This is a genomic window from Streptomyces sp. M41(2017) (assembly GCF_002078175.1).
GTDB lineage: Bacteria > Actinomycetota > Actinomycetes > Streptomycetales > Streptomycetaceae > Streptomyces.
Genome location: NZ_MWFK01000001.1, coordinates 2,422,194 through 2,446,003, shown reverse-complemented (window position 1 = coordinate 2,446,003; position 23,810 = coordinate 2,422,194). Strand labels below are relative to the sequence as shown.

18 protein-coding genes are annotated in these 23,810 nt (G+C 72.8%); 8 read left to right on the top strand and 10 right to left on the bottom strand.

The window, feature by feature from the left end:
* Positions 1 to 37 precede the first annotated feature (37 nt).
* From B0675_RS10695 to B0675_RS10675, 5 genes are all read left to right on the top strand, one after another.
* Entirely contained in the window at positions 38 to 439 is a 402-nt protein-coding gene (locus B0675_RS10695; protein WP_081218578.1) for a hypothetical protein, read from the top strand.
* A 206-nt stretch (positions 440 to 645) separates the two neighbouring features.
* Positions 646 to 1,944: an ATP-grasp domain-containing protein gene (locus tag B0675_RS10690; RefSeq protein ID WP_081218577.1), complete on the top strand. Its 1,299-nt coding sequence runs from the start codon at positions 646 to 648 to the stop codon at positions 1,942 to 1,944.
* Positions 1,941 to 3,227: a GNAT family N-acetyltransferase gene (locus tag B0675_RS10685; RefSeq protein WP_206602717.1), complete on the top strand. Its 1,287-nt coding sequence runs from the start codon at positions 1,941 to 1,943 to the stop codon at positions 3,225 to 3,227. The genes B0675_RS10690 and B0675_RS10685 overlap by 4 nt, the downstream gene beginning before the upstream one ends.
* The gene (locus B0675_RS10680; protein WP_081218576.1) at positions 3,224 to 4,954 is read left to right on the top strand and encodes an ABC transporter substrate-binding protein; all 1,731 of its coding nucleotides are present in this window, start codon (positions 3,224 to 3,226) and stop codon (positions 4,952 to 4,954) included. Before B0675_RS10685 ends, B0675_RS10680 begins: the two co-directional genes overlap by 4 nt.
* On the top strand, positions 4,951 to 5,994 hold the full coding sequence (locus tag B0675_RS10675) for a GNAT family N-acetyltransferase (protein WP_081218575.1): 1,044 nt from the start codon (positions 4,951 to 4,953) through the stop codon (positions 5,992 to 5,994). The genes B0675_RS10680 and B0675_RS10675 overlap by 4 nt, the downstream gene beginning before the upstream one ends.
* A 407-nt stretch (positions 5,995 to 6,401) precedes the next feature.
* Here the strand turns inward: B0675_RS10675 and B0675_RS10670 are convergent, their stop codons facing one another.
* From B0675_RS10670 to B0675_RS10655, 4 genes are all read right to left on the bottom strand, one after another.
* Entirely contained in the window at positions 6,402 to 7,388 is a 987-nt protein-coding gene (locus B0675_RS10670) for an EamA family transporter (protein ID WP_081218574.1), read from the bottom strand.
* Positions 7,385 to 8,683 carry a serine hydrolase gene (locus B0675_RS10665; RefSeq protein WP_081221714.1) on the bottom strand — a complete coding sequence of 433 codons (1,299 nt, stop codon included), beginning with the start codon at positions 8,681 to 8,683 and terminating at the stop codon, positions 7,385 to 7,387. Before B0675_RS10665 ends, B0675_RS10670 begins: the two co-directional genes overlap by 4 nt.
* 11 nt (positions 8,684 to 8,694) lie before the next feature.
* A complete protein-coding gene (locus tag B0675_RS10660; protein WP_107482774.1) occupies positions 8,695 to 8,892 on the bottom strand; it encodes a ferredoxin in 198 nt (65 codons plus the stop codon).
* An 86-nt stretch (positions 8,893 to 8,978) separates the two neighbouring features.
* Positions 8,979 to 10,205, bottom strand: a complete 1,227-nt coding sequence (locus B0675_RS10655; protein WP_241539751.1) for a cytochrome P450 — start codon at positions 10,203 to 10,205, stop codon at positions 8,979 to 8,981.
* Positions 10,206 to 10,516: 311 nt separating this feature from the next.
* Here B0675_RS10655 and B0675_RS10650 point away from each other — a divergent pair, with 311 nt between their 5' ends.
* Together B0675_RS10650 and B0675_RS10645 are read left to right on the top strand one after the other, a co-directional pair.
* Complete coding sequence (locus tag B0675_RS10650) at positions 10,517 to 11,266, top strand: SDR family NAD(P)-dependent oxidoreductase (protein ID WP_081218573.1); 750 nt, start codon at positions 10,517 to 10,519, stop codon at positions 11,264 to 11,266.
* A 182-nt stretch (positions 11,267 to 11,448) separates the two neighbouring features.
* Positions 11,449 to 12,969 carry a LysR family transcriptional regulator gene (locus B0675_RS10645; RefSeq protein ID WP_241539750.1) on the top strand — a complete coding sequence of 507 codons (1,521 nt, stop codon included), beginning with the start codon at positions 11,449 to 11,451 and terminating at the stop codon, positions 12,967 to 12,969.
* Here B0675_RS10645 and B0675_RS10640 read toward each other — a convergent pair.
* The 6 genes from B0675_RS10640 to B0675_RS10615 all read right to left on the bottom strand — a co-directional run bounded on the left by B0675_RS10640 (position 12,945) and on the right by B0675_RS10615 (position 21,582).
* On the bottom strand, positions 12,945 to 14,612 hold the full coding sequence (locus tag B0675_RS10640) for an ABC transporter substrate-binding protein (RefSeq protein WP_081218572.1): 1,668 nt from the start codon (positions 14,610 to 14,612) through the stop codon (positions 12,945 to 12,947). The genes B0675_RS10645 and B0675_RS10640 overlap by 25 nt on opposite strands.
* Before the next feature lie 237 nt (positions 14,613 to 14,849).
* Complete coding sequence (argJ, locus tag B0675_RS10635; protein WP_081218571.1) at positions 14,850 to 16,040, bottom strand: bifunctional glutamate N-acetyltransferase/amino-acid acetyltransferase ArgJ; 1,191 nt, start codon at positions 16,038 to 16,040, stop codon at positions 14,850 to 14,852.
* A 180-nt stretch (positions 16,041 to 16,220) separates the two neighbouring features.
* Positions 16,221 to 17,201, bottom strand: a complete 981-nt coding sequence (cs1, locus tag B0675_RS10630; protein WP_081218570.1) for a clavaminate synthase Cs1 — start codon at positions 17,199 to 17,201, stop codon at positions 16,221 to 16,223.
* 69 nt (positions 17,202 to 17,270) lie between these two features.
* Complete coding sequence (gene speB / locus B0675_RS10625; protein ID WP_081218569.1) at positions 17,271 to 18,212, bottom strand: agmatinase; 942 nt, start codon at positions 18,210 to 18,212, stop codon at positions 17,271 to 17,273.
* 113 nt (positions 18,213 to 18,325) lie between these two features.
* Positions 18,326 to 19,858 carry an asparagine synthase-related protein gene (locus B0675_RS10620; protein WP_081218568.1) on the bottom strand — a complete coding sequence of 511 codons (1,533 nt, stop codon included), beginning with the start codon at positions 19,856 to 19,858 and terminating at the stop codon, positions 18,326 to 18,328.
* A 2-nt stretch (positions 19,859 to 19,860) separates the two neighbouring features.
* Positions 19,861 to 21,582 (bottom strand): thiamine pyrophosphate-binding protein, encoded by a 1,722-nt coding sequence (locus B0675_RS10615; RefSeq protein WP_081218567.1) that lies wholly within the window; start codon positions 21,580 to 21,582, stop codon positions 19,861 to 19,863.
* 465 nt (positions 21,583 to 22,047) lie between these two features.
* Here B0675_RS10615 and B0675_RS10610 point away from each other — a divergent pair, with 465 nt between their 5' ends.
* Positions 22,048 to 23,694: a penicillin-binding transpeptidase domain-containing protein gene (locus B0675_RS10610; RefSeq protein ID WP_081218566.1), complete on the top strand. Its 1,647-nt coding sequence runs from the start codon at positions 22,048 to 22,050 to the stop codon at positions 23,692 to 23,694.
* The last annotated feature ends 116 nt before the right edge of the window (positions 23,695 to 23,810 follow it).

Sequence of the window (23,810 nt, the reverse complement as noted above, 5' to 3'; positions counted from 1 at the left end):
CCCGGGCCCCCGTCCCGTGCCATGGAAGGCTGCCACCATGACGAACCGCACCACCGCCGGCCGGGTCACCCGCTGGGCGAAGGGCACCGCCGTCACCGCCGTGTCCGCCGTCGTCTGCTTCGGGATCTGGACGTCCTGCCGCTCCTGGGCGCAGGGCGTCCGCGACGCGAGCGGGGACGCCTTCCTCGCCGGGTCCCTCGAATCGCTGCTCGCCGGGATCGCCGGTGTCCTGTCCATGCCGCTGCTGCTGTGGGCGGGGATGCGTCTGCTCGGCGAACGCGGCAATCATCTCCTGCTGCTCGGGGGCACGGTGGCGTGGTTCCTGATCGGCGGGCACGTCGTCGAGAACGCGGTCGGGGACGGTGCCACGGCCGCGTTCCTGGCCCTGTTCGCCGTCCTCGGCGGACTGGCGGCCCTGACGCAGCCACGCCCGGCGTGAACCTCAACGCGCGGACGGACCGCGTGGACGAACCGCGCGCGGACCGGCCCGGCAGTCGGTGCCCCTATGCGCCTCGCCGACCGCCTATGCGCGTGACCACCCGATTCATGGCCGCCCCGGGACCGGCACGGTCAACTGGTGTTCAACGCCAGTCGACTGCACCGCCCCCGAGCTGATCGGCGGGCGGGACCATGGAGGCGGTCCCCATGACAACACCTTTGGCCGACTACGCGATGTTCGTCGGCAAGCGCATCGCGATCGTCGAGCACATGCAGAACCACCCGTTCGTCCTCGGCCTGCACCAGGCCCGCGAGCACGGTCTGGAGGTGTGGCTGCTGACCGGAGACCGGTCCTGGTACACCCACGGGCACGACTGGGACGCGCACCCGCTCGCCGCGGCCGTCGACCGGGTCGTGGACGTCGACACCACGGACCTCGAAGCGGTGCTGTCCGTGGTGACCGGCGAGGACGGCAGGTCCCTCGTGGACGGCCTCACGTCGTTCTCCGACTACCACACGGTGCTCGCCGCTCAGGCGGCCCGCCGCCTCGGCCTGCCCGGCCCCGACCCGGCCGCCGTGGAGCGGGCCAACACCAAGGACCGGCTGCGTGTGGCGCTCGGCGACGTGCCCTACAACATCCCGCACATGCTGGTCAGCGACCCCGGGCAGCTCGCCGAGGCGGCAGACCGGCTGGGCTTCCCGATGATCGCCAAGCCCCCCGCGGAGGCCATCAGTTACGGAGTGCGCCGCGTCGACGACATGGATCAGCTCGTCGAGGCCTGGGAGGAGCTGTCCGGCATCCGGCAGAGCCTGCGCGGCCAGCCGCGTTCCGGGGACGTCCTGCTGGAGACGTACGTCGAGGGCGTCGAGGTCAGTGTCGAGACCATGACCGTGAACGGCCACACGCACGTCTTCGGCGTCACCTCGAAGGACCTCTTCGGCGACCCGGCCTACATCGAGTGCGGCCACACCTTCCCTGTGCCGCTGCCGGACGAGGAGCGTGACGAGCTCTACTCCGCGGTCATCGGCACCCTGGAGGCCATCGGCTACGACCACGGTCCCTGCCACACCGAGGTGCGGCGCACCGAGTCCGGCTGGCGGATCATCGAGGCCAACCCGCGCACCCCGTCGAGCTGCATGACGATGCTCGTCACCGACGTGACCGGGCGCAGCCCCATCCTGGACGCCTGGCTGCTGACGATCGGCGAGGTCCCGGCGATCGAACCGGTCCGGCACTCCGGCGGCGCGGCCGTCCGCATGATCTACCCGCAGCGGCGGGGCGTCCTGGAGCGGGTCGACGGCGTGGAGGCCGCCGCCGCGGTGCCGGGCGTCCAGGTGCTGCTGCACGTGGAGAAGGGCGACCACCTGCTCCAGCGGATGGACAACTCCGCCTGCGTCGGCTTCACCTACTGCAGCGGACCCGACCGTCTGGAGGCGCAGGCCCTCGCCGACAAGGCCGCCGCCCACCTCGACTTCGTCGTCGAGGACGGGACGCGGGAGCTGTGACCGGCACCGGTCCGTATGCGGCCGGCCGGAGCGACGTGCGGCCGGTGGCGGACGCCGCCGGCCTGCCGGACGCCGGCTGGGACGAGCTGCTCGGCGCGGAGGACTTCTTCCAGACCTCGCGCTGGCTCGCGGTGCAGGAGCGCAACTCCGGCACCACGATGGACTTCCTGATGCGGCACCGGGACGGCGACCCGGTCGCCGGGCTGGTCGCCGCGTGGGCCGACGACTCGGTGCCGTGGCTGCTGGCCCGCCCGGACGCGATGCTCGCCCGGGCGCTGGAGGACGGCGGGACACCCGAGGCGGAGGCCGTCCTGCGCGAGGTCGCCGGGGGCGATCCCGCCGCCCTGCTGCCGTCGCTGGTGTGCGGCGGCCGGCACCTGGGCCGCACCCGCGCCCTGGCCGGCCCGCACGCGGGACCGGGGGACGTCGAGGCGCTGGTGGAACGGGCCGAGCAGCTCGCGCGGGAGCGGGGCGCGGCGAGCGTCTGCTTCCCCCATGTCGACGTCCGGGACGCGGCGTTGGTGGACCTGCTGCATGCGCGCGGCTACCGCTCGCACCTGTCGGCGCACTACGCCTGGCTGCCCGTCCCGCCGGGCGGCTGGGACGAGTTCCTCGCGAACATGAGCAAGCACCGGCGCCGCCGGGTGCGCCTGGAACGCCGGGCGCTCGCCGAGGCGAAGGTCGAGGTGCACCTCGAACCGCTCACCAAGGCGCTGGCTCCGCGCCTCGGCGAGCTCGACTGCAACCTGCTGCGCAAGTACGGCAATCCGGCGAGCCCCGAGCACTCGGCGGGCCTCCTCAGCTGGATCTCCGAGGTCATGGGCGACGACGCGATGGTCTCGGTGGCACGGCAGGACGGCGCCATCATCGGCTTCGGGATGGTGCTGCGGTCCCGCGCCCGCGGCGAGGAGCAGTGGTTCGGCCACCGCGCCGGATTCGACTACGAGGCCCAGGGCAAACTGCCGCTCTACTACGACGTCCTGTACTACCGCGTCCTCGAAGCGGCCGCCCGCGAGGGCGTGTCCGTCCTGCACGCCGGGATCGGCAGCATCGAGGCGAAGCTCGCCCGCGGCTGCCTGGCGAGCGAGGAGCACGCGTTCCTGCTCCGGCTGGACCGCACGGAATCCGGCGGCGAGACGGCCCGCGCGCCACGCACCGAATCCGGCGGCACGGCCCGTGTGCCCCGCCGGGCGGCCACGCGGGCGGCGGCCGGAGCCGGGAGTCCCGCCGGGGAGACGGACACTCCCCTTCGCCCCTCCGACCGGGAGACGACCACACGATGAGCACGGGAACGGAACGACTCACGCGCGCGGGCGCCGGCTGGAACGCGGCCGTCGGAGCGACGGTCAACCCCTCGACCGCGCGCGGCGGCACCTTGCGGCTGGTGTCCTCGGCGGACGTGGACTCCCTCGACCCGGCCCGCACCTACTACGTCTGGGTCTGGCTGCTCCAGCGGATGCTGAACCGCACCCTCATGGCGTACCCCACCGACGCGGGCCCCGCCGGGCTCGTGCCCGTCCCGGACCTCGCCGAGGGTCCCGGGCAGGTCGGTGACGGCGGCCGCACCTGGACCTACCGGCTGCGCCCCGGTCTGCGCTACGACGACGGCTCGCCGATCACCTCCGACGACGTACGCAACGCGGTGCAGCGGGTGTTCGCGCAGGACGTGCTGCCCGGCGGACCGACGTACCTGATCCCGCTGCTGGACGATCCGGCACACCCCTACCCGGGCCCGTACCGCACCGACGAGCCGCTGGAGTCGGTGCGCACGCCCGACGACCGCACGATCGTCTTCCGGCTGCGGCGGCCCTTCTCCGACTTCGACCACCTGATGGCGCAGCCCGCGGCCGCCCCCGTGCCGCGCCGCGCCGACCTCGGTGCCGAGTATGGGGAGAACCCGCGTTCCAGCGGCCCCTACCGCATCGCCGCGCACCGGCCGGGCCGCTTCCTGCACCTTGAGCGCAACCCGTACTGGGACCGGGCGGGCGACCCGGTCCGCCCGGCGTTGCCCGACCGGGTCGAGCTGACCATCGGGGTCGACGTCGACGAGCTCGACCGGCGCCTGATCGCGGGCGAGTTCGACATCAACCTCGAAGGCCGGGGACTCCAGCACGCGGCGCAGAGCCGGGTCACGGCGGACGGCGTGCTGCGTTCGCGCACCGACAACCCGCGCACCAGCTTCCTGCACTTCGTCTCGATCCAGCCGCACGTCCCGCCGTTCGACGACGTGCACGCGCGGCGGGCCGTGCACTACGCCGCCGACAAGATCCTGCTCCAGCAGGCCCGCGGCGGACCGGTGACGGGCGGCGACCTGACCACGGCGCTCTTCCCGCCCCGGCTCCCCGCCCACCAGGCCCTCGATCCCTATCCGACCGGACCCGACCTGCGCGGCGACCTCGACGCGGCCCGCGCCGAACTCGCCGCGGCGGGACTGCCGGACGGCTTCGAGGCGGTGATCGGCACCCAGCGCGGCAAGTTCCGCCTCGTCGCCGACGCCGTGGCGGAGTCGGTGGCCCGCGTCGGCATCCGGCTGACCGTGAAGGAACTGGACGTCGCCAGCTACTTCAGCCTGGGCGCCGGACACCCGGACACGATCCGCAAGCACGCCCTGGGGCTCGTCGTCACCGACTGGGGCGCCGACTTCCCCACCGAGTACGGCTTCCTCGCGCCCCTCGTCGACGGCCGGCAGATCCGCCGCAACGGCGGCAACTGGAACATCTCCGAACTCGACGACCCGCGCGTCAACGACCTCGTCGACCGGAGCCTGCACACCACCGATCCCGCCGAACGGGCCCGCCACTGGCGGGAGATCGAACGCCTGGTGATGGACCACGCCGTGATCCTCCCCCTGGTCCACGACAAGACCCTGCACTTCCGCAACCCATGGGTCACGAACGTCTACGTCCATCCCGCCTTCGGGCTCTACGACGTCCAGGCGATGGGCGTCGCCCCCGGCCGCGCCGAGAGCACCGAGAGCACCGAGAGCACCGACCGGGAGACAACACCGTGAACGACAGCACCCGAGGCCTGCGGTTCAGCCCGCTGGCCGCCGACGACGAGACCACCGTCCGCCAGTGGCTGACGCTGCTCGACGACGCGGCAGGCGACGTGCCGGGCGCCGCGCCACCCTGCGCCGCCGACATGACGGGCTCGCTGCGCTTCCCGCCGCCCGCCACGAAGCTGGAGGACTGGGTCGTCCGCCACGAGGGCCGGGGCGACCGCGTCGTCGGCGCGCTGCGGCTCGCGCTGCCCGACGGCGCGGACGTCGCGCGGGTCGACCAGCTCCTCGTCCACCCGGAGCTGCGCCGCCGGGGCATCGGGCGGGCGCTGTACGGCCGGGCCGCCGAACTCGCCGCGGGACACGGCCGTTCCGTGCTCTCCGGCACCGTGGTGGAGGCCCTGCCCGGTGGCCCCGAGCGGGACACCGCCCCCGCGGCCTTCGCCGCCGCGGTCGGCGCACGGCGGGCCGCGGCGCCGGCCGGCGTGCACCAGTGGCTGGACCTCGGCGTCCACGACCCGCTCGCCTCGGGAGTGCCCGACGTGCCCCCGGGCTACGGCTTGGTGACCTGGGGGACCATCACCCCCGATGCGTACGCGGTACCGGTCTCGATGCTCGAACAGTCCCTGGGCGACGAGTCGTTCGACGAGGACGCCGCTGCGGACCGGGAGGTCGCGACCAGCTACGCGCGGGAGTTCGAGACCATGCGGGTGGGGCGCGGCCGGAAGGCGTACCACACCGGTGTGGTGCACGAGGCGAGCGGACGGCTCGCCGGGTACACCAGCGTCTCCAAGACCACCGGCAATCCCGCCTACGCGCTCCAGGGCATGACCGTGGTCCACCGGGCGCACCGGGGCCACCGGCTGGGCACGCTGCTGAAGCTCGCGAACCTGGCGTACGTGCTGCGGCACGAGCCCGCCGTCCGGCTGATCGAGACGGCGAACGCCGAGGACAACACCGCGATGATCGCGGTCAACGCCGACCTCGGTTTCGCCCCGGCGGACCGCTGGACGACCTGGACGGGCCTGGTCGGGACGACCGGCTCCGACTGACCGGCCCTGCCTGGCGAGACACCCGACGGCCGTGACGCTCCCCGGGGAGCGGCACGGCCGTCCGTCGGTCGTGACGGTCGGACCGGCCGTCGCGGGTGACGGCCGGACCGGCGGCGAGCCGTCACGCCGTGGGCGACGCGGGCCCCGCCGGGCGGGAGGGGAGCGCTCCGGTCACCGGCAGGCGGCGCGCGCGGTTCGTCGCCGGCATTTCCCTGCCGAAGGTGCAGCGGAAGACGGAGGGGAAGGTGAAGCCGACAGGCGGAGCGGGAGGCCCATGGCCCGTGGCCCAGGGGTCTCCGGCCCGTGCCGGTCCGCCGAGAGCCGTACGAGGCGGGGCGCCCGGGAGGGCGTCACGGCCGCGGCCGTCCCGGGCCCGCGCGGCGGGCCCGGGACGGCGAGCGGACCGGTCAGTGCCGAGTGGTCCGCGGCTGCTCGCGTTCGTGCGGGCCCGGCTGCGCGGGAACGGCGCCGCCGCCCTCCACCGGGACAGGTCCCACGCCCCGCCGGGCCGCCGCGCCGCGTCGCCGGAAGGGGTTCCAGCCCGTACCGACCAGGACGCCCGCGACGACCGCCGTGCCGCCGATCGCGGACCAGGCGGTCGGCTGCTCGCCGAGGGCCAGCCAGGCGGCGAGGACGGCGACCACGGGCACCAGCATGGAGAACGGCGCGACCTTCCCCGCCTCGTACCGCTTCAGCAGGGTGGTCCAGATGCCGGATCCGACCACCGAGCCGGCCAGCGCGGTGTAGACGAGCGCGACCAGGCCGGGCCAGCCGTCGGCGGAGAAGGAGGCGCCGACGTCGCGCCAGCCGGTGCCGGGGCCCTCCATGGCCGCCGAGAGGGCCAGCAGCGGGAGGGGCGGTACGACCGACATCCACAGGGCGAACCGCAGCGGGTGGTCGGGCCGCGCCTGCCGGCTGGCGATGTTGCCGAACGCCCAGCCGAGCGCCGCGAGCAGGGTCAGCAGCAGGGGAAGCAGGGCGGCGCTGCGGGCCCGCTCCACGGCGATCACGGACATACCGACGACGGCGACCGCGACACCGGCCAGCTGACGCCGGGAGATCCGCTCACCCAGCAGCAGCGCGCCGAGCAGCATGGTGAAGGGCGCCGACGCCTGCACCACCACCGAGGCCTGTCCGGAGGGCATGCCCTGGTCGATGGCGAGGAAGAGCAGCCCGAACTGCATGGCGCCGAAGCCGAGTCCGTAGATCACCAGCCAGCGGACCGGGACCTTCGGGCGGGGCACGAAGACGATCACCGGTACGGCGAGGACGACGAAGCGCAGCGCGGAGAGGAAGAAGGGCGGGTAGTGGTCGAGACCGACGCGCACCGCGAGGAAGTTCAGTCCCCACAGCACGGCGACGAGGACGGCGAGGAGTCGGTCCCGGACGGTCACCGCGCGGCTTTCGCCGTCAGGAGAGCGGAGTTGACGACGCGCGAGCCGAGGCCGCGCAGGAACAGACCGTCACCGATGGGCTTCTGCTCGTCGGCCGACTGGCGCAGCACCAGCACGTGCGCGGTGCCGTCACCGTCCTCCAGGAGCCAGCAGAACATCATGACGCCCGGGCAGGAGCCGGCCTTGAAGTAGGCCCTGCTCCACCGTGCCGGGTCGACGGCGATACCGGGGTAGGCGGTCAGGATGTGCTCGACCGTGCCGGTGGTGTCCCGCGCGCTGTCGCCGCGCAGCCCGTCGAGGACGTGCAGGACGTCGTACGCCGTCATGTGCCAGTCGAGGCCGAGCCGGTGCACGGTCGCGCCGAGGTCGGAGCCGCGGACCGTCATCGGGCGGGCGATCGACCGCAGCAGGTCGCGCCGCCCCGCCTCGTCCCGCTCGGTCCACGCGGTCCTCAACTGCGGTGCCCCCCAGCCCAGTTCGAAGACCTCGTGACTGGTCAGGAAGGGCCGCAGGAGCGCCGGTTCGTGGTGCCCGGACGCGGCGACGGCCCGCTCGACGGCCTCCCGGCCGATCCGGTCGGCGATCAGGTCCGCGCCGGTGTTGTCGCTCATCGCGATCATCTTGTACGCGGTCTCGCGCACGGAGACCCGGGTCCCGTCCGGCAGGTCCTGCATGTCGCCGGTGGGCAGGCTGCGCAGTTCCGGCCGGACGGTGACCTCGTCGTCCCAGGTCAGCTCGCCGTTCTCGACGGCCTGGACGAGGGCCCGCATCACGTAGAGCTTGTACGCCGAGCCGGTGGGCATCGGCCGGTCCGCGTCGGAGGCGTGCAGGACCTCGATCCCGTCGGGCGTCAGACGCGCGGCGAGGACGGAGTGGTCGACGCCGGGCGTGCGCAGCGCGTCCTCCAGCGCGTACCAGTCGGCTATGGCGGGGATCTGGATCTCGGGCAGGAAGGTGAGGATGCGGATCAGACCGGAGGAGTCGAGGGTGAGCGACAGCGTGTTGCGCACTCCGGCCGGGCCGCCCAGGGTGACCCATCCCTTGTGGGCGATCGGCTGGTAGTCCAGGACGGTGAACGGCCCCTTCTCGCGCCACTCGCCGAGCGTCACGGAGAAGCCCTCGCTGCGCCGGGGCGGGAAGGTGGGGACGAAGCGTTCGACGGTGACGTCGTCCGCCGCGAGGTCCGGTGCCGTCAGCAGCCCGACCGCCCAGCGCGCCGCCTCGCCCATCGGGGAGTCGTCGGCCGCGAGCGCCGCCTCGGGGGCGGCGGACGGGGAACCAGGGGCTTGGATCATCATCGCTCCACTCAGCTCTCGGTGACCGTGATCGCGCCGCACGGGCACAGCTCGGCGCAGAGCCGGGCCGAGGCGTGCAGGGCGGGTGCGGGGGTGGCGTCGAGCAGGACGACGGTGCCGGTGTCCGGGTCCTGGTCGAAGAGGTCGGGTTCGGTCGCGGCGCACCGGCCCATGGCGCAGCAGGCGTCGGGCACGATGGCGATCGTCAGGCCCGACCCGCCCTCCGCGCCCTGTTCCGCGCCCTGTTCCGCGCCCGGCTCCCGGTCGGTGGCGCCCGGCCCGTGCTCGTCGTCGCTCACCAGGTCACCGGCAGCGCACCGAGCCCGTAACTCGACACCTCGTGGCGGAAGTCCAGCTCCTCGAAGGGCACCGCGAGCCGCACGCCGGGCATCCAGCGCAGGACGGCCGCGAGCATCTCCTCGATCTCGACCTTGGCGAGCCACTGGCCGAGGCACTGGTGGATGCCGTGGCCGAAGGCGAGGTGGCGGCGGGCGTCGCGGTGCGGGTCGAGCGTGTCCGGGGACGGGAAGACGCCCTCGTCGCGGTTGCCGGCGGCCAGCGAGAGGACGACGCCCTCCCCGGCCCGGATCGTCACGTCGTCGAGCCGGACGTCCTCGACGGCGGCGCGGGCCAGGCCGTTCTGCACGATGGAGTGGAAGCGCAGCAGTTCGTCGACCGCCTTCGGCAGCAGGCTCTCGTCCTTGGCGAGCGCGCCGGCCAGGTTCGGGTCGGTGGCGAGACTGAGCAGGCTGAGCGCGGCCTGGCTGGCGGTCGTGCCGTGTCCGGCGACCAGCAGCAACCGGCACATCGGCACGAGTTCCTCGACGCTCAGCCGGCCGGGACGCACCTGCTCGGTCACGAGCCGGCTCACCAGGTCGGTGCCCGGGTCGGCGACCCGCTGCTCGACCAGCTCACGCAGGAAGCCGTCCAACTCGTCCCGCGAGGCCGCCACTTGGTCGGGGGTGTAGCCGCGGTCGATGAGGATCGCGCTGCGGCTCTCGATGAAGTCCCCCTCGGACACCCCGAAGAGCAGGGTGATGACCTTGGAGGGCACGGGTGTCGTCAGCCCGGTGACGAGGTCGACGGGCCGCTCCCCGGAGGAGACCAGCGCGGACAGCATCTCGTCGAGCAGCTCCCGCAGCACGGGGCGCATCTCCTCGGCGCGGCGGGCCAGGAAGTCCCGTGTGAGCATCGACCGCAGCCGGGAGTGGTCCGGGTCGTCCATGCGGATGAAGGAGGCCGTGTGCGGCGCGGCACGCACCAGTTGGGAGGTGCGCGTCAGCATCGGGAAGCCCGGGGCGCTGGTGACGGCGGTGAACCGGCGGTCACCGAGCACGGCCCGTACCCCGGCGTGGGAGGTGACCAGCCAGACCTGACTGCCGTCCCACAGGGTGACCTTGCTCGCGGCCGGACCGGCACGCAGTCCGGCGAGCTGCGGGGGCGGGTCCACGGGACAGACCCGTGGCATCGGGTACGAGGGGGCCGCCTTCTCGTCCTGGAGTGCCGCGTCGTTCTGCATCATCCACCGCCTATCGCTGCGCAGGTCGCTGCACAGGGGTCGCGCCGACGTGCTGTCGCCGTCCCAATCTGCCGTGCCCGCACGGAGGCGTCGTGGCCCGGGCCCCGGCGCGCATAACCGGCCGGAAACAGTCATAACCTGCGGCTCCTTCGGCCATTCACCGGGCACGGCCCTGCTGCTAACGTCGCGGCGTCCCGAATGAATTGGTCCGGCGTCCCGGCCGACATCAGGAGACGCCCCGGCCGCATCGGCCCGGTGTTCCGGCCGCGCTCCCGGACCTGTCCACGCACCGGCACTCGCCCCCGGGGAGAACCATGACCACGACGTCAGCACTGCAGGGAAAGGTCGCGCTCGTCACGGGCGCGAGTTCGGGGATCGGCGCGGCCACCGCGCGGGCGCTCGCCGCGGAGGGCGCGGCGGTCGCCGTCGCGGCCCGTCGGGTCGACCGGCTGACCGCGCTCGCGGACGAACTCGCCGCGGACGGCGCGACGGTGCACGTCGTCGAACTGGACGTGACCGACGAGCGGGCCGCGGCCGACGCCGTCCGGTCCACCGTGGAGACCCTGGGACGCCTCGACATCCTCGTGAACAACGCCGGGATCATGCTGCTCGGCCCCGTCGAGGACGCCGACACCACCGACTGGACCCGGATGATCAACACCAATGTCCTCGGCCTGATGTACATGACCCACGCGGCCCTTCCGCACCTGCTCAGGAGCCAGGGCACGGTCGTGCAGATCTCCTCGATCGCCGGCCGCGTCGCCGGGCGCGGGGCGGCCGGCTACAACGCGAGCAAGTTCGCCGTGAACGGCTTCAGCGAGGGGCTGCGCCAGGAGGTCACCGAACGCGGGGTGCGTGTCGTGGTCGTCGAGCCGGGCACGGTCGAGACGGAGCTGCGCGAGCACATCACCCACGCGCCGACGAAGGCCGCGATCGAGGAACGGGTCGCCAAGATCCGGCAGTTGCAGGCCACCGACATCGCCGAGGCGGTCCGCTACGCCGTCACCGCGCCGCCCCACGCGACGGTCAACGAGATCTTCATCCGTCCGACCGACCAGGCCTGAACGACCCTGCCGGAACCGGTCTCCGGACGGTCTCCGGGGCCTCTCCCGACGTGAGGAGAGCCCGGAGAGAGGACGTGCCTAGCATCGCCGCAGCGACGTACGGAGAATTCGGCCCCTCCGAATTCATCGAGCCACTGCGGACAATCACACGGCACAGTCCTTGACCACAAAGGAAACCGACATTGTCTTCCGGGTCAGAAACAACGCCTGCGGTACATCCTGCACTCGCCTCTGTTCTCGACCGGCCGACTCCTTTCCCCTCTTCTTCCTTCTCCTCCTCCGCCGCCGCCGCGCCCGCTCCGGCGTCCCCCACGACGTCCCCCGGCACCCCGGCGGGCTTCCCCTTCACCCGCCCCGACCTGTCCCTGCTGGACGCGGTCGGGCAGTGCGGGGACCTCGCCGAGGCAGCCCGCCGGACCGGCTCCCGGGGCGGTGCCGTCGAGCGCCAACTGGAGCGCCTGGACAAGGCGGTGGGGCTGCCGCTGACCCTGCGGGGCCGGCACACCGCGCGCCTCACCTCGGCGGGCTCCCGCCTGCTGGCCGCCGGCCGCCGGTTCTTCCGCCAGGTCGACCTCGCCGTCCGCACGGACATCTTCGGGCACGGCCCCGAGGCCGTCGACGCCCCGGCCGTCCTGGCCATCGCGTCCGCCGAACCGTTCCTGGAGGACGTCGTCGAGGACGCCGCCGCCGCCCTGGACATCCTGCTGTCGGTGCACCACGACACGCCCCAGCAGGTCATGCGCCGGCTCGCCGGCTACCACGTGGACGCGGCGCACACCTGGAGCCTGGATGCCCCGGGCCGGTCCCTCGAACGTCCGGTGCGCACCTACCCGGTCCTCGACGACCCGCTGTGGGTCACCCTGCCCCAGGGCCACCGGCTGGCCGGCGGCGGCGCCGTCCCGCTCGCCGATCTGCGGGACGAGACCTGGGTGTCCGAGGTCGGCCCCGACTCCGAGGTCCTGGTCGCGCGAGTCTTCCAGGCCGCCGGGCTGCCCGCCCCCGCCGCCCTCCACGTCACCGGCGCGTCCGTGGCCCGGGGCATGCTGCGGCGCGGCGACGCGATCGGCCTCGGCTCCCCGACCCGCCCGGCCGTCGTCGCCCCCTCCGTGGTCCACCGGTCCCTCGTGGAGCGCCCGCACCGCTCCACCAGCCTCCTCGTCGACCCGACGGTCGTCCCCGGCGCCCTCGCGGAGCACCTGGCCGAGCTGCTCGCCGACCGCTATCTGCACCGTTTCGCCGACCGTCACCCGGACCTGCTCACCGATCCCTGGTGGACCAGCTGGTACCGCGAGCGGACGACCGGCGCCGCCCGCGCGGCCGCACCGGCGCCGGCCGCACCGGCCGCACCGGACATCGCGCAGGGCACCCGGAAGCTCGACGTCGACGACCTGCACGTGCTGCGGGCGGTGGCGCGGCACGGCAGCATCAACCGGGCGGCCGCGGTGCTCTCCATCAGCCAGTCCGCGCTGACCCGCCGCATCCACCGGCTCGAACTCGGCCTGGGGGCACAGTTGTTGCTGCGCAGCGCGCGGGGTACCGATCTCACCGGGTCCACCCGCAGCTTCCTGCACCGGCTGGGCCGCTTCGAGGCGGAGTTCCACGAGGCGGCGCAGTCCTGCCGGGGCCTCGCCCTGCCGGGGGCCACGGGGACCCCCCGGCAGGACCCGCGCGCGATGCCTCAGCCGGCTCCGAGCGCCACGTAGTCGTACATCCCGAAGGACCCGGTGACGTAGACGTTGCGGGCGTCCGGGTGCCGGTAGAGGAGCGAGCGCGGGTACAGGTACGGCACGATCACCGCGTGCTCCATGGTGAGGCGGTCGATCCGGTGCCAGATCTCCGCCCGCTCGGCCGGGTCGGAGGAGGTCGCACCGCGGTCGAGCAGGGCGTTGATCTCCGGGTCGTCGAGTTCACCCATGTTCTGGTTGCCGCGCTCCTTGATGGCCCGGCCGTCGACGATCTGCTGGAGGAACCCGTACCCGTCGGGGAAGTCGGCGCCCCAGCCGAACATGATGATCCCGATGCCGTGTTCGCGCAGATAGGCGGGGCAGCCGCCGTAGATGTCGAAGTAGTCGCCCGAGGGGAAGTCCAGGACCTCGGCCTCGATCCCGACCCGGGCGAGCCCGGCGGCCAGCGCCTCGGCGGCCCGGTACTCCTTCAGCCGGTCCTTGCGGGCGGCGATCTTCGTCCGGAACCCGTCGGGCATCCCGGCGGCGGCGAGTTCGGCCCGCGCCGCGTCCAGGTCACCTCGCCCCTCGGCTCCCACCGGGTACCGGTCGAAGTCCTGATGGCCGTCGAGGGTCGGCGGCAGAATCGTCGTCGCGATGTCCCCGCCGACCGAACCGCCGTACGCCTCCTGCATCGCGGCCTTGTCGGTGGCGAACTGCACCGCGCGGCGGGCGTGCACGTTGTCGAACGGCGCGATCCGGCTCGACAGGCAGTAGATCCAGGTGAACCCGGACAGCGGGTTGTCGGCGTCGGCGCGCAGCGCCGGGTCCGCCAGGATCCTCTCCTGGGTCGAGGGCTGGACCCCGAACCCGGCGAGGTCGATGTGCGCCTCCCCGGCGAGCAGCATCCGGTCGACCTCGTGCGGGTCCTTGCCGAGGTGCACCTCGACGCGTTCGGCCCGCTGCCTGCGCACCGGGTCGGTCTCCGGGTCCCAGTGCGGATTGCGTTCCAGGACGGCGAGTTCACCGCGGGTGTACGAGACCACGCGGTACGGGCCCGTCGCGACCGGCCGCAGCCGGTAGGCGGCGCCGGTGTCGAGCCGGCGCGGTACCGGGGTCGTGCTCGGCATCGTCGCCAGCAGGTCCATCCCCGCGAACGGCTCCGCCAGCCGGAACACGAGGGTGCGCTCGTCGGGTGTCTCCAGGGTGACCGGCCCGTCGACGTCGGGCTCGCGCCACGGGCCGCCGTAGTCGGTGCCCAGCAGATGCCGGAAGTAGGTGGGCCCCGCGCCGAGCACGTCGGTCCCGTAGTTGCTGCGGGCGATCGCGTACTTGACGTCACCGGCGGTGACCGGGCTGCCGTCCTCGAACCGCAGTCCCTCGCGCAGCCGGTACGTCCACACCCGGCCGCCCTCCGAGGCCTCGCCGAGCGCCTCCGCCAGGTCCGGCACGAGGCGCTGGCCCGCCTTGCCCGGCGCGGTGTCGAAGGTGACGAGCGTCCGCCCGATGAGGCGCAGGAAGTTCCACGTGTACGCGTAGTACGTGTTGCCGGGGTCCAGCGAGTCGAAGTCGTCGGTGCGGACGAGGCGGAGCGTGCCGCCGAGCGCGTCGCCCGGCCTCACCACGCCCCGGACCCCCGCGTCGTACCCGGTCTCGCCGGTGTCGGTCCTCGTGCTCTCCATGTCCCTGCGGCCCTCCTGCCGGATGCATTCCGCTCCCATCCTGGGCTCGCCCGACCACCCGGAGGGCCCCTGGGCAGGGGGAACGCATAGCACGTGCGGGCTCGGCATACCCGGGCGTTCCTCGGTCGCCGGACGGGCTGGGAAACAGCCCCTCCGGCGACCGAGGAACGGGGCCGGGGGCAGCGCCCCCGGTACGGGACGGGCAGCGGCGGAGGGGCGGGAATCCGCTGGGTTCCGTCAGGTCGTGTACTCCGAGTTGAGGCGGACGTACCCCTCGGTGAGGTCGCAGCCGTACACGGTGAACTCCCCCTCGGCGATCCCGAGGTCGATCCCGATGACCACCTCGTCCCCCTTGAGGTGCTCCGCGACAGCGGCCCGCACGGCGTCCTCCTCGGCCACGTCGACGGACCCCGTCGGGTACACCTCCGTCTCCCCGAACCGGATCCGCACCACGTCCTGGTCGATGTCCGTGTCGTCGGAGCACTTCCCGACCGCCATCGCGACCCGCCCCCAGTTGGGGTCGCTGCCGTGCACGGCGGTCTTCACGAGCGGCGAGTTGACGACGGTCTTGCCGACCCGCTTGGCCTGGGATGTGTCCCGGGCCCCCGTCACGCGCACCTCGATGAGCTTGCTCGCCCCCTCGCCGTCGCTCGCGATGTCCTTGACGAGCGCGAGGGCGGCCTCGTGGAGGACCTGCTCGAACTCGCCGGGATCGACGTCGCCGGCCAGCCCGTTGGCGAACAGCACCGCGGTGTCGCTGGTCGAGGTGTCCGTGTCGATGCTGACGGCGTTGAACGTGCGGTCCATGACGCGGCGGAAGATCCGGTCCTGCTCGGCCGGGTCGAGGCGGGCGTCCGTGGCGAAGAACGTGAGCAGCGTGGCCATGTCGGGCTCCAGCATGCCGACGCCCTTGGCGATGCCGACGACCGTCGCGTCACCGCAGCGCAGCCGGACCTCCTTGGGCCGGGTGTCGGTGGTCATGATGGCGCGGGCCGCCCGGTCGAAACCGCCCTCGGGGAACGGCAGGGCCAGCGACTTGAGGTGCTCGCGGATCTGCGGCATGGGGTACTGGCGGCCGATCACGCCGGTGGAGGCGACCAGCACCTCCCCGTCGGGCACGCCCAGCGTGGCGGCGACCGAGGCGCGGATCTCGCGCGCGTTGGCCTCGCCCTCCCGGCCGGTCGCGACGTTGGCGTTGCGGGCCAGGACGACCACCCCGCGGGCCTGTCCGTCGGCGACCGCCTCCCGGCTCAGCAGAACGCTCGGCCCGACGAACCGGGACCGGGTGAACACCCCGCTGACCTGGGCCGGGACGGTCGAGGCGAGCACGGTGAAGTCGTCCCGGCCGTCGTCGCCGAGACCGACCGGGGCGGTGTGCACGGCGAAGCCCAGCGGCGTCGCCCGAGCCGTCGATGTGGAGTCGGACATGTCATCGTCTCCCGTCTGCGTTGCTTCCAGTGAGCCAGCGTTTCACGCGCCGCTCGGGGCGCCACCGAGAACGAGCCGAACGCGCCGCGGCCCCCTCCGCGCGCCCCGGGGCCAGGATCGGGGTGCGCGAAGGGGGCTCGACGGCCGCCCGGCGGACGGTCCGCCCAGGCCGGACACGGCCTAGCGGCGCGGGGAGAACGACACCACGTCGCCCGCCCGTTCACCACCCGACAGCTGCCCGTTGCGCTCGGTCCTGATGTACACCCGGTGGAGCCAGCGGTCCTTGCCGTCCCAGCGCGGGCTGAACGGCGTACGGGCGTGCGTGGTACGGAAGTTGTCGATGATCAGGAGGTCGCCGGGGGTCAGCTTCACGGCCTCCGTCACGTCGTCCAGGGCCTGCGACAGGGCGGCGACGGCCTCCTTGTCGGCCGGCTCCTCGGGGGCGAGCAGCTCACGGTCGTAGCCGAGGAACGGGTCCTTCTCGTTCCCGTACAGCGCCTTGACCTCGGCGATCGCCCCCGGGTCCTCGACGCCCCCGCGGAAGGCGACGTCGACGCAGCAGGGCAGCCTGCGGTCGAAGAGCCGCGCCTTCGTGTCCTCGTCGAGCAGGGTGAGCGCCTTGCGCACCGAGCCGACGAGCGTCTCCGCACGGCGCTCGTGGTCCGCGCGGGAGCAGGCCAGCATGACGTAGTTCGGCTGGAGGACGTGGTACGCCATCTCGGTGTGGAACTCCAGGAGCGTCTCGGAGGTCTCCGAGCTGAGGTAGTGCGCGCCCGGCGAGGGATACACGTCGTGGTAGACCGTGCCGGAGCGCAACTCGGCGTAGCCGGTGTGCAGTCCGAGCCGACGGCCGGCGACGGCGAGCATCGCCTCCATGAGCAGCCGGCCCCGGTCCACCGGCGCGGGCGTGGAGGTGGGCGTGGGCGGCAGTTCGTCCTCCGCCTCCAACGGCAGTCCGCGCAGCAGCAGATAGCCGTCCTCGGTGCCCTCGGCGTTGAACCTGTCGAGGGCGGCGCCTATCTCGCGCGGCAGCCGCTCGGACAGGGCCTTCGCCTGCTCCAGGAAGCCGTACAGGTCGGCGCGCGGCACCGCGGGGAGTTCGGCCGCGAGAGCGCGCAGGTGTTCCTGGTGGGCGGTGCAGTCGATGATCGGAGAAGCCATGGGTGCGATGTCTCCTTTGCGTCGGGATGCGACGGTGCGCGGGCCGCGCCGGCCGGGAGTGCCTCGGGGCTACGCCGGGGCGCGGTGGGCGCGGGCGTACTGGTAGAGCAGTTCGGCGCCGATCTCGGTGGCCAGGACGGAGGTGATCCCGGCGTGGTCGTACAGGGGCGAGACCTCCATGACGTCGAAGCCGACCGGTCTGAGGTCGCCGACGCAGCGCAGCAGGGCGAGGAGCTCCCGGGAGCTCAGACCGCCTGGCGCGGGGGTGCCCGTCCCGGGGGCGAAGGCCGGGTCGACGACGTCGATGTCGACCGACACGTACACGGGCCGTCCTCCGACCCGTTCCCGTACGAGGTCCGCGGTGCCGGCCACGCCGAGGTCGCCGAACTCGTCGGCGGTCACGACGCGGACGCCGTTGCCGCGGGCGTAGTCGAGGGAGTCGGGCTTCGGGTTGTGGCCGCGGATCCCGATCTGCACCATCGCGGCCGGATCGATGAGCTTCTCCTCGATGCCGTGCCGGAACGGGGTGCCGTGGTGGTACTGCCCGCCGTAGAAGGCCGGGTTGGTGTCGGAGTGCGCGTCCAGGTGCAGGACGGCGACGGGGCCGTGCTGCTCGGCGACGGCCCGCAGGGCGGCCACGGTCAGGGAGTGGTCGCCGCCCAGCATCATGAAGGCGGCGTTGCTCTTGAGCAGTTCCGCCAGATGCCGTTGCGCGGTCTCGATCGCGATGTTCATGTTGAACGGCGTGAGGTCGATGTCGCCGCCGTCGACGCAGTTGATGAGGTCGAAGGTGCCCGGCCCCCGGTCGATGCCGACGCCGTGGATCAGCCCGGACTCGTTGCGGATCGCACGGGGTCCGAAGCGGGCGCCGGGCCGGTAACTGGTGCCGCCGTCGTAGGGGGCGCCGATGACGACGACGTCGTAGCCGCGCGGGTTCTGGTCGTGCGGCAGGCGCATGAAGGTGGGGATCTGGGCGTAGCGGGGCGAGACGTGCGAGTCGATGCGTTCCACGGCTCAGTTCCCCTCCGGGAGGTCGGCGGTGCGCGGGGTCCCGGCCGGGACCGTGCCGGGCGATCTTCGGTCGGACACAGGGGAGTCCGGTCGGGTGCGGGCAGCGGGCGCGCTCATGCCGCACCCCGTCGCAGCCGCTCGGCGACCGAGCGGACCACCTCGGTGGTGCTCACCTGGCCGGGGTCCTCGCCCCCCACCACGGTGCGGTCGAACAGCAGCCGCACCACCTGTTGTTTGGCCGCGTCGACGGAGCGCTCGGCGATGCCCTCCTCCAGCAGCAGCAGAGAGAAGGACGAGGTGGTGCCGGAGCCCTCGTGGACGCCCAGCTTCGGCCGTTTCACGGTCTGTTCGGGCAGCAGCTCGGCCATCGACGCCCGCAGGACCCACTTGTCGCGCCCGTAGCGGCGCTTGAGCCCCGCCTCCAGCGAGACGAGCAGGTCGAGCACGTCACGGTCCCAGTACGGGTGCGTGGACCAGTGGCCGCACACGGCGGACAGCACCGGCGACATCTCGTTGAGTCCGTCGTACGTCGCCATGTCGTACGCGACCGCCGTGTCCAGGTCGGGCAGGCGGTCCTCGCGGTGCATGCCCGCGAGCGGGATGTCGGCGCCGTACCCGGTGAGCACGCGGCGGGGCGGCCCGTCGAGCGCGCGGTAGAGCGCGACGAGGGGCAGCAGGTACTCGATGATGTTCGGGTCCTCGGACTCCGACGCCCAGATGGCGTACGGGAGTTGACCGAGCAGATCGGCCGTCGGAACGGTGATCTCCCGGTGCCGGCTGCCGAGGTGGTCGGCGACCGTGCGGGCCTGTGCGAACTCGTCGGAGACCTCCGTGCCCATGGACAGCGAGTCGATGTGCCCGGCGGCTCGGTGGGCGAGCGCGGCCACCCCGGAGGAGTCGATGCCGCCGGAGAGCACGACCAGCGGGGTGGCGCCGGGGGTGACGCGGGCGCTCACCGCCCGGTCGAGCGCCGCGTGCACGGCGTCCACGGCCTCGCTCTCGTCCATGATCCGGCGGGCCAGCGGCGGCGCCCAGGTGCGGTGCGCCGCCGCCGTGCCGGAGCCGAGGTCGATGTCCATCACGGTGCCCGCGGGCACCTGGTAGACGCCGGGCAGTCCGCGCACCCGGCGGGCGTCCGCGAACGGGAAGCCGCGCGGACCGCCGTGCCCGGACAGGGTCTTGGCCTCGGTCGAGGCCGTGACCTCGCCGGGACCGGCGCACACGTACAGCGGGACGGAGCCGGCGTGGTCGGTGGCCAGCAGCACCCGCCCGCCGGAACAGACGACCGCCGCGAAGCGGCCGTTGACCAGGCGGAAGGCGTGCAGACCGTAGCGGCGCAGCAGGTCCAGCAGCAGCTGGGCGTCGCCGGACGGGTCGGCGCCGGCTCCGAGGACGGAGGAGAGGTCGCCGCGGTTGTAGATCTCCCCGGCGAGCACGACGGCGGTGTCGGCGTCGTGCGCGAGGGCGGCGTCGGGCGGGGTTCCGGGGGTGTGCACCAGGGTCGCGCCGAGGGTCTGCGAGCGCAGTATCAGGTCGACGCCGGTGTGGGTGCCCCGGGTGGCGAAGGCGGCTCGGGGGGCCCGGCCCCCGCTCGGGCGAGCGGAGGCCAGGAACCCGAAGGCCGCGGGAAGGTCCTGGGAGGCCATGATCAGATGCTCAGCGCCCCGAAACCACCGGGCTGGAAGTCGTAGTTGATCGGGACCTCGATCAGGAACGGGCGGCCCAGCTCGGCACCCTTGCGGAGCGCGGCGAGCAGCTCCTGCCGGTCGGCCGCCTTGGTCGCCTCGACGCCGTTGGCCTCGGCGAGCGCGACGAAGTCGACGCCGGTGAACTTGACCGCCGGGTCGTGGCTGCGACGGTGTCCGAGGTTCTGGTAGAGCTCGATCAGCCCGTTGGTGTCGTTGTTCACGACGACGGTCACGATCGGGAGGTTGAGGCGGGCGATGGTCTCCAGGTCCGCGCTGTTGGAGTGGAAGCCGCCGTCGCCCGCGATGAGGAAGGTGGGCTGGCCGGGGCGCGCGAGCTGGGCGCCCATGGCGGCGGGTATGCCGTAGCCGAAGCTGGAGCAGCCGGCCGAGGTGAGGAAGCCGAAGGGCTGGTCGGCGCGGGCGAACAGGACGCCGTAGTGCCGGAAGAAGCCGATGTCCGAGACGATCGTGCCCTCGCCGGACTCGGCGACCTCCTCCATGACGGTGTTCATGGAGTCGATGACCTGGTGGACGCGCATGCCGTCCTCGTAGGCCGTCGGGTCCGCGAGGAACTCGGCGACGCGGGCGCGCAGCGGCTCGATGTCGTGCCGCTCCTTGGCGGCGAGGGAGACCGTGGCGGCGTCGAGGTGCTCGACGAAGGCGAGGACGTCGGTGACGACGTCGACGGTGGGCCGGTAGACGCGCGGGATCGGGTTGGCGGTCGGCGAGACGCGGACGGTCTTCTTCTCGGCGCCCTTCTGCCACATCGAGGGCCGCAGGTCCTCGGCGTAGTCGTAGCCGACGGTGAGGATGAGGTCGGCGGGGCCGAACAGGGTCTCCAGCGCGGGGAAGTCCAGGATGCCGTCCATGTAGCCGGTGACCGCGCCGTAGTTCAGCTCGTGTCCGTGCGGCAGGACGCCCTTGGCGATGTACGTCGTGATGACCGGCACGTTCAGCCGCTCGGCCAGCGCGCGGAGGGCCGGCACCGCGCCGGAGCGGATCGCGGCGGCGCCGACGACCAGGACGGGGTGCCGGGCGGTCTTCAGCAGCTCGGCGGCCTCGTCGGCGGCCTGCTCCCAGCCGTCCTGCACGGCGCCGATCGGCTTGCCCGGGGTCCGCGCCGGCGGCCGCTCCGCCTCGGCGTCGATGCCCTCGGAGGAGCCGAGCAGGTCGACCGGCAGCGAGATGAAGCTGGGGCCGACCGGTTCGGTCATGGCGGCGGTCACCGCGGAGTCGACCAGGTCGGTGATCTCGTGCGGACGCTCCAGCTCCACCGCGTACTTGGACATCGGCGCGATGATCGACACGGAGTCCAGGCACTGGTGCGTGTCGTTGGGGAAGATGTCGTGCGACTCCGACTGGGCGGCCAGCGCGATGACCGGTGACCGGTCCAGGACCGAGGTGGCGATGCCGGTGGAGAGGTTGGTCATGCCGGGGCCGAGCGTGGCCCAGCAGGCCTGCGGGCGTCCGGTGATGCGGGCGAGCACGTCGGCGGCGACGCCGGCGGTGAACTCGTGCCGGGTGAGGACGAAGTCGATCCCCTCGACCTCGTCGAAGAGGATCGAGGCGGCCTCACGGCCGACCACGCCGAACACCTTCTCCACGCCGTGGTCCCGCAGTCGCGCGAGGAGCGCGTGCGCTGCGGTCGGCTTGCTGCTGGGGCCGGTCGATACACGGGACATGGATGGTCTCCAGACTCGGTCAGCGGTGAACACGTCGCGGCCACCCTGACCAGGGCCCCTCTTCGCGGCCTCTCTCCGGCATATCGGAGAGCGCGTCGGGGAGTGCGCGGAGAGAGCCCGAAGACCGGGCGGAACAATGGGTTCCGATTCGACTCTCTTCAAATCGGACAGGGTTCGTCCGATATCACGCGCCGATGAACCCCGCCCCTGATGAGTTCAGGCCACTGTTGATCCCGACACGGGCCCGCCGGGCGGCCTTTCCTTCTGAGGTCTAGACCACTAAAGGCGAATGAGCGCTCGTTCCCGGCCAGGCCACCCGGGCGTATTCGGCCGGGCCCCAGGACGACGAAGCGGAGGGGTCGGATACCCGCCACGACCCGTCCATGATTTCTTTCTCCTTTACCTTGTCTTGAACCGTGCGGCCGGGGAGAGACCGGAGAGGGCCGGACGATTAATCTGCGCCACATGATTCGTTCGGATGGCTATGTTGACCACCCGCGGTACGACAGGCGCAGGTCGCGCCGTCGCGCCGTCGTATCAACGTTTGTGGCACTTGCGGCGACCGCCGGAATCGGCTACTGGGCCTACAACGCCCTGGTCGGGGACGAAGGCGACGATCCACAGGTAGCCGCCGCCACCGGGCAGCTCGACACGTTCCTGACCGCGTGGGCGTCGGGCGACGCCCAGCGGGCGGGCCGGCTGACGGACACCCCCGAGAACGCCACGTCGTTGATCAAGTCCGTCATGACGAACCTGGATCCGTCGCGGACGGAGATCACCGCGGGCACCGGAAAACGGAAAGCGGAAGGGGAAGTCGAGATTCCGTTCACCGTCAGGATGACGCTTTCCGGTGCCGGGGAATACACGTATCACTCGAAGGCCCGGCTCATCCGGAAGAGCGGCGACTGGACGGTCGAATTCCACACCCCCCTCATTCACCCGGACATGGTTCCGGGTCAGACGCTCGCGCTGAAGTCCCGGGAACGCGCCGAGATCCTCGACCGCAACGGCGACGAACTGCAGTCGGCGTCCCTCGCCGGCGCCGTCGACCCGAAGACCGGAAAGGGCGTCTCCGGACTCCAGGCCCGCTACGACAAGCAGCTCACCGGAGGCGGAGGCGCGGCCCGGTCCGTCGTCGTCGTGGAACGCGAGAGCGGCCGCGTCGTGAAGCGGCTCACCGGCTCCGGCAAGGACGCGGGCAAGGCGGTGCGGACGACCATCGACCCGAAGGTGCAGGAGGCCGCCGCGGCGGCGCTCGACGGCGTCAAGAAGAACGCCGCCCTCGTCGCCGTCGACCCGAGCACCGGCGACATCCTCGCCGCGGCCAACATGCCCTCCGGCATGAACCGCGCCCTGGAGGGCCGCTATCCGCCCGGCTCCACCTTCAAGGTCGTCACCTCCGCCGCCCTCCTGAAGCAGGGGATGCGGCCCTCCGACAAGGCCGACTGCCCCAAGTTCGCCTACGTCGACGGCCAACGCTTCGAGAACCAGGACCAGTTCGTGCTGCCCGCCGGCTCGACGTTCAAGGACGCGTTCGCCCACTCCTGCAACACCTTCTTCGTCGGGGCCCGGGGCAAGCTGTCCGACGCGGCGCTGCACGACACCGCCGAGGCCTTCGGGATCGGCGGCACCTGGGACGCGGGCACCGCCACGTACGACGGGAGCGTCCCGGTGGCGGACGGCGACAACGACAAGGCGGCCTCCACCATCGGCCAGGCCAGGACCCAGGCCTCGCCGCTCGTCATGGCCTCCATCGCGGCCACGGTCAAGGAGGGCGCCTTCAAGCAGCCCGTCCTGGTGCCCGACGCGGTGAAGAAACGCCACGAGGCCCCGGCCCGGCTGGAGCCGGGCGTGGTCGGCAGCCTGCGCGACATGATGCGCGCCACCGTCACCGACGGAGCCGGCTGGGCCCTCAAGAGCCTCCCCGGCGAGCCGCACGCCAAGACGGGCACCGCCGAGTTCGGCAACGACAGCCCGCCCCGCACGCACGCCTGGATGATCGGCTACCAGGGCGACCGGGAACTCGCCTGGTCGGTCCTCCTGGAGGACGGCGGTTCCGGCGGCTCGGACGCCGGCCCCATCGCGGCCAAGTTCCTGAAGAACCTCGGCTGAACCCCGCACGACACCGACCGAGCCACGTCCGCCGGCGGAACCTCCGCCGGCGAGCGCCACCGAGAGATCCACCCATCCGTGACCAGCACAGCGGGACCGGCACCCCGGGACCGGAG

What these genes read in the sequence shown, in the direction of transcription:
- B0675_RS10695 (WP_081218578.1), top strand. Translation starts at nt 38, where the DNA reads ATGACGAACCGCACCACCGCCGGCCGGGTCACCCGCTGGGCGAAGGGC.
- B0675_RS10690 (WP_081218577.1), top strand. Translation starts at nt 646, where the DNA reads ATGACAACACCTTTGGCCGACTACGCGATGTTCGTCGGCAAGCGCATC.
- B0675_RS10680 (WP_081218576.1), top strand. Translation starts at nt 3,224, where the DNA reads ATGAGCACGGGAACGGAACGACTCACGCGCGCGGGCGCCGGCTGGAAC.
- B0675_RS10665 (WP_081221714.1), bottom strand. Translation starts at nt 8,683, where the DNA reads ATGATCCAAGCCCCTGGTTCCCCGTCCGCCGCCCCCGAGGCGGCGCTC.
- B0675_RS10655 (WP_241539751.1), bottom strand. Translation starts at nt 10,205, where the DNA reads ATGATGCAGAACGACGCGGCACTCCAGGACGAGAAGGCGGCCCCCTCG.
- B0675_RS10650 (WP_081218573.1), top strand. Translation starts at nt 10,517, where the DNA reads ATGACCACGACGTCAGCACTGCAGGGAAAGGTCGCGCTCGTCACGGGC.
- B0675_RS10640 (WP_081218572.1), bottom strand. Translation starts at nt 14,612, where the DNA reads ATGGAGAGCACGAGGACCGACACCGGCGAGACCGGGTACGACGCGGGG.
- argJ (WP_081218571.1), bottom strand. Translation starts at nt 16,040, where the DNA reads ATGTCCGACTCCACATCGACGGCTCGGGCGACGCCGCTGGGCTTCGCC.
- cs1 (WP_081218570.1), bottom strand. Translation starts at nt 17,201, where the DNA reads ATGGCTTCTCCGATCATCGACTGCACCGCCCACCAGGAACACCTGCGC.
- B0675_RS10620 (WP_081218568.1), bottom strand. Translation starts at nt 19,858, where the DNA reads ATGGCCTCCCAGGACCTTCCCGCGGCCTTCGGGTTCCTGGCCTCCGCT.
- B0675_RS10615 (WP_081218567.1), bottom strand. Translation starts at nt 21,582, where the DNA reads ATGTCCCGTGTATCGACCGGCCCCAGCAGCAAGCCGACCGCAGCGCAC.
- B0675_RS10610 (WP_081218566.1), top strand. Translation starts at nt 22,048, where the DNA reads ATGATTCGTTCGGATGGCTATGTTGACCACCCGCGGTACGACAGGCGC.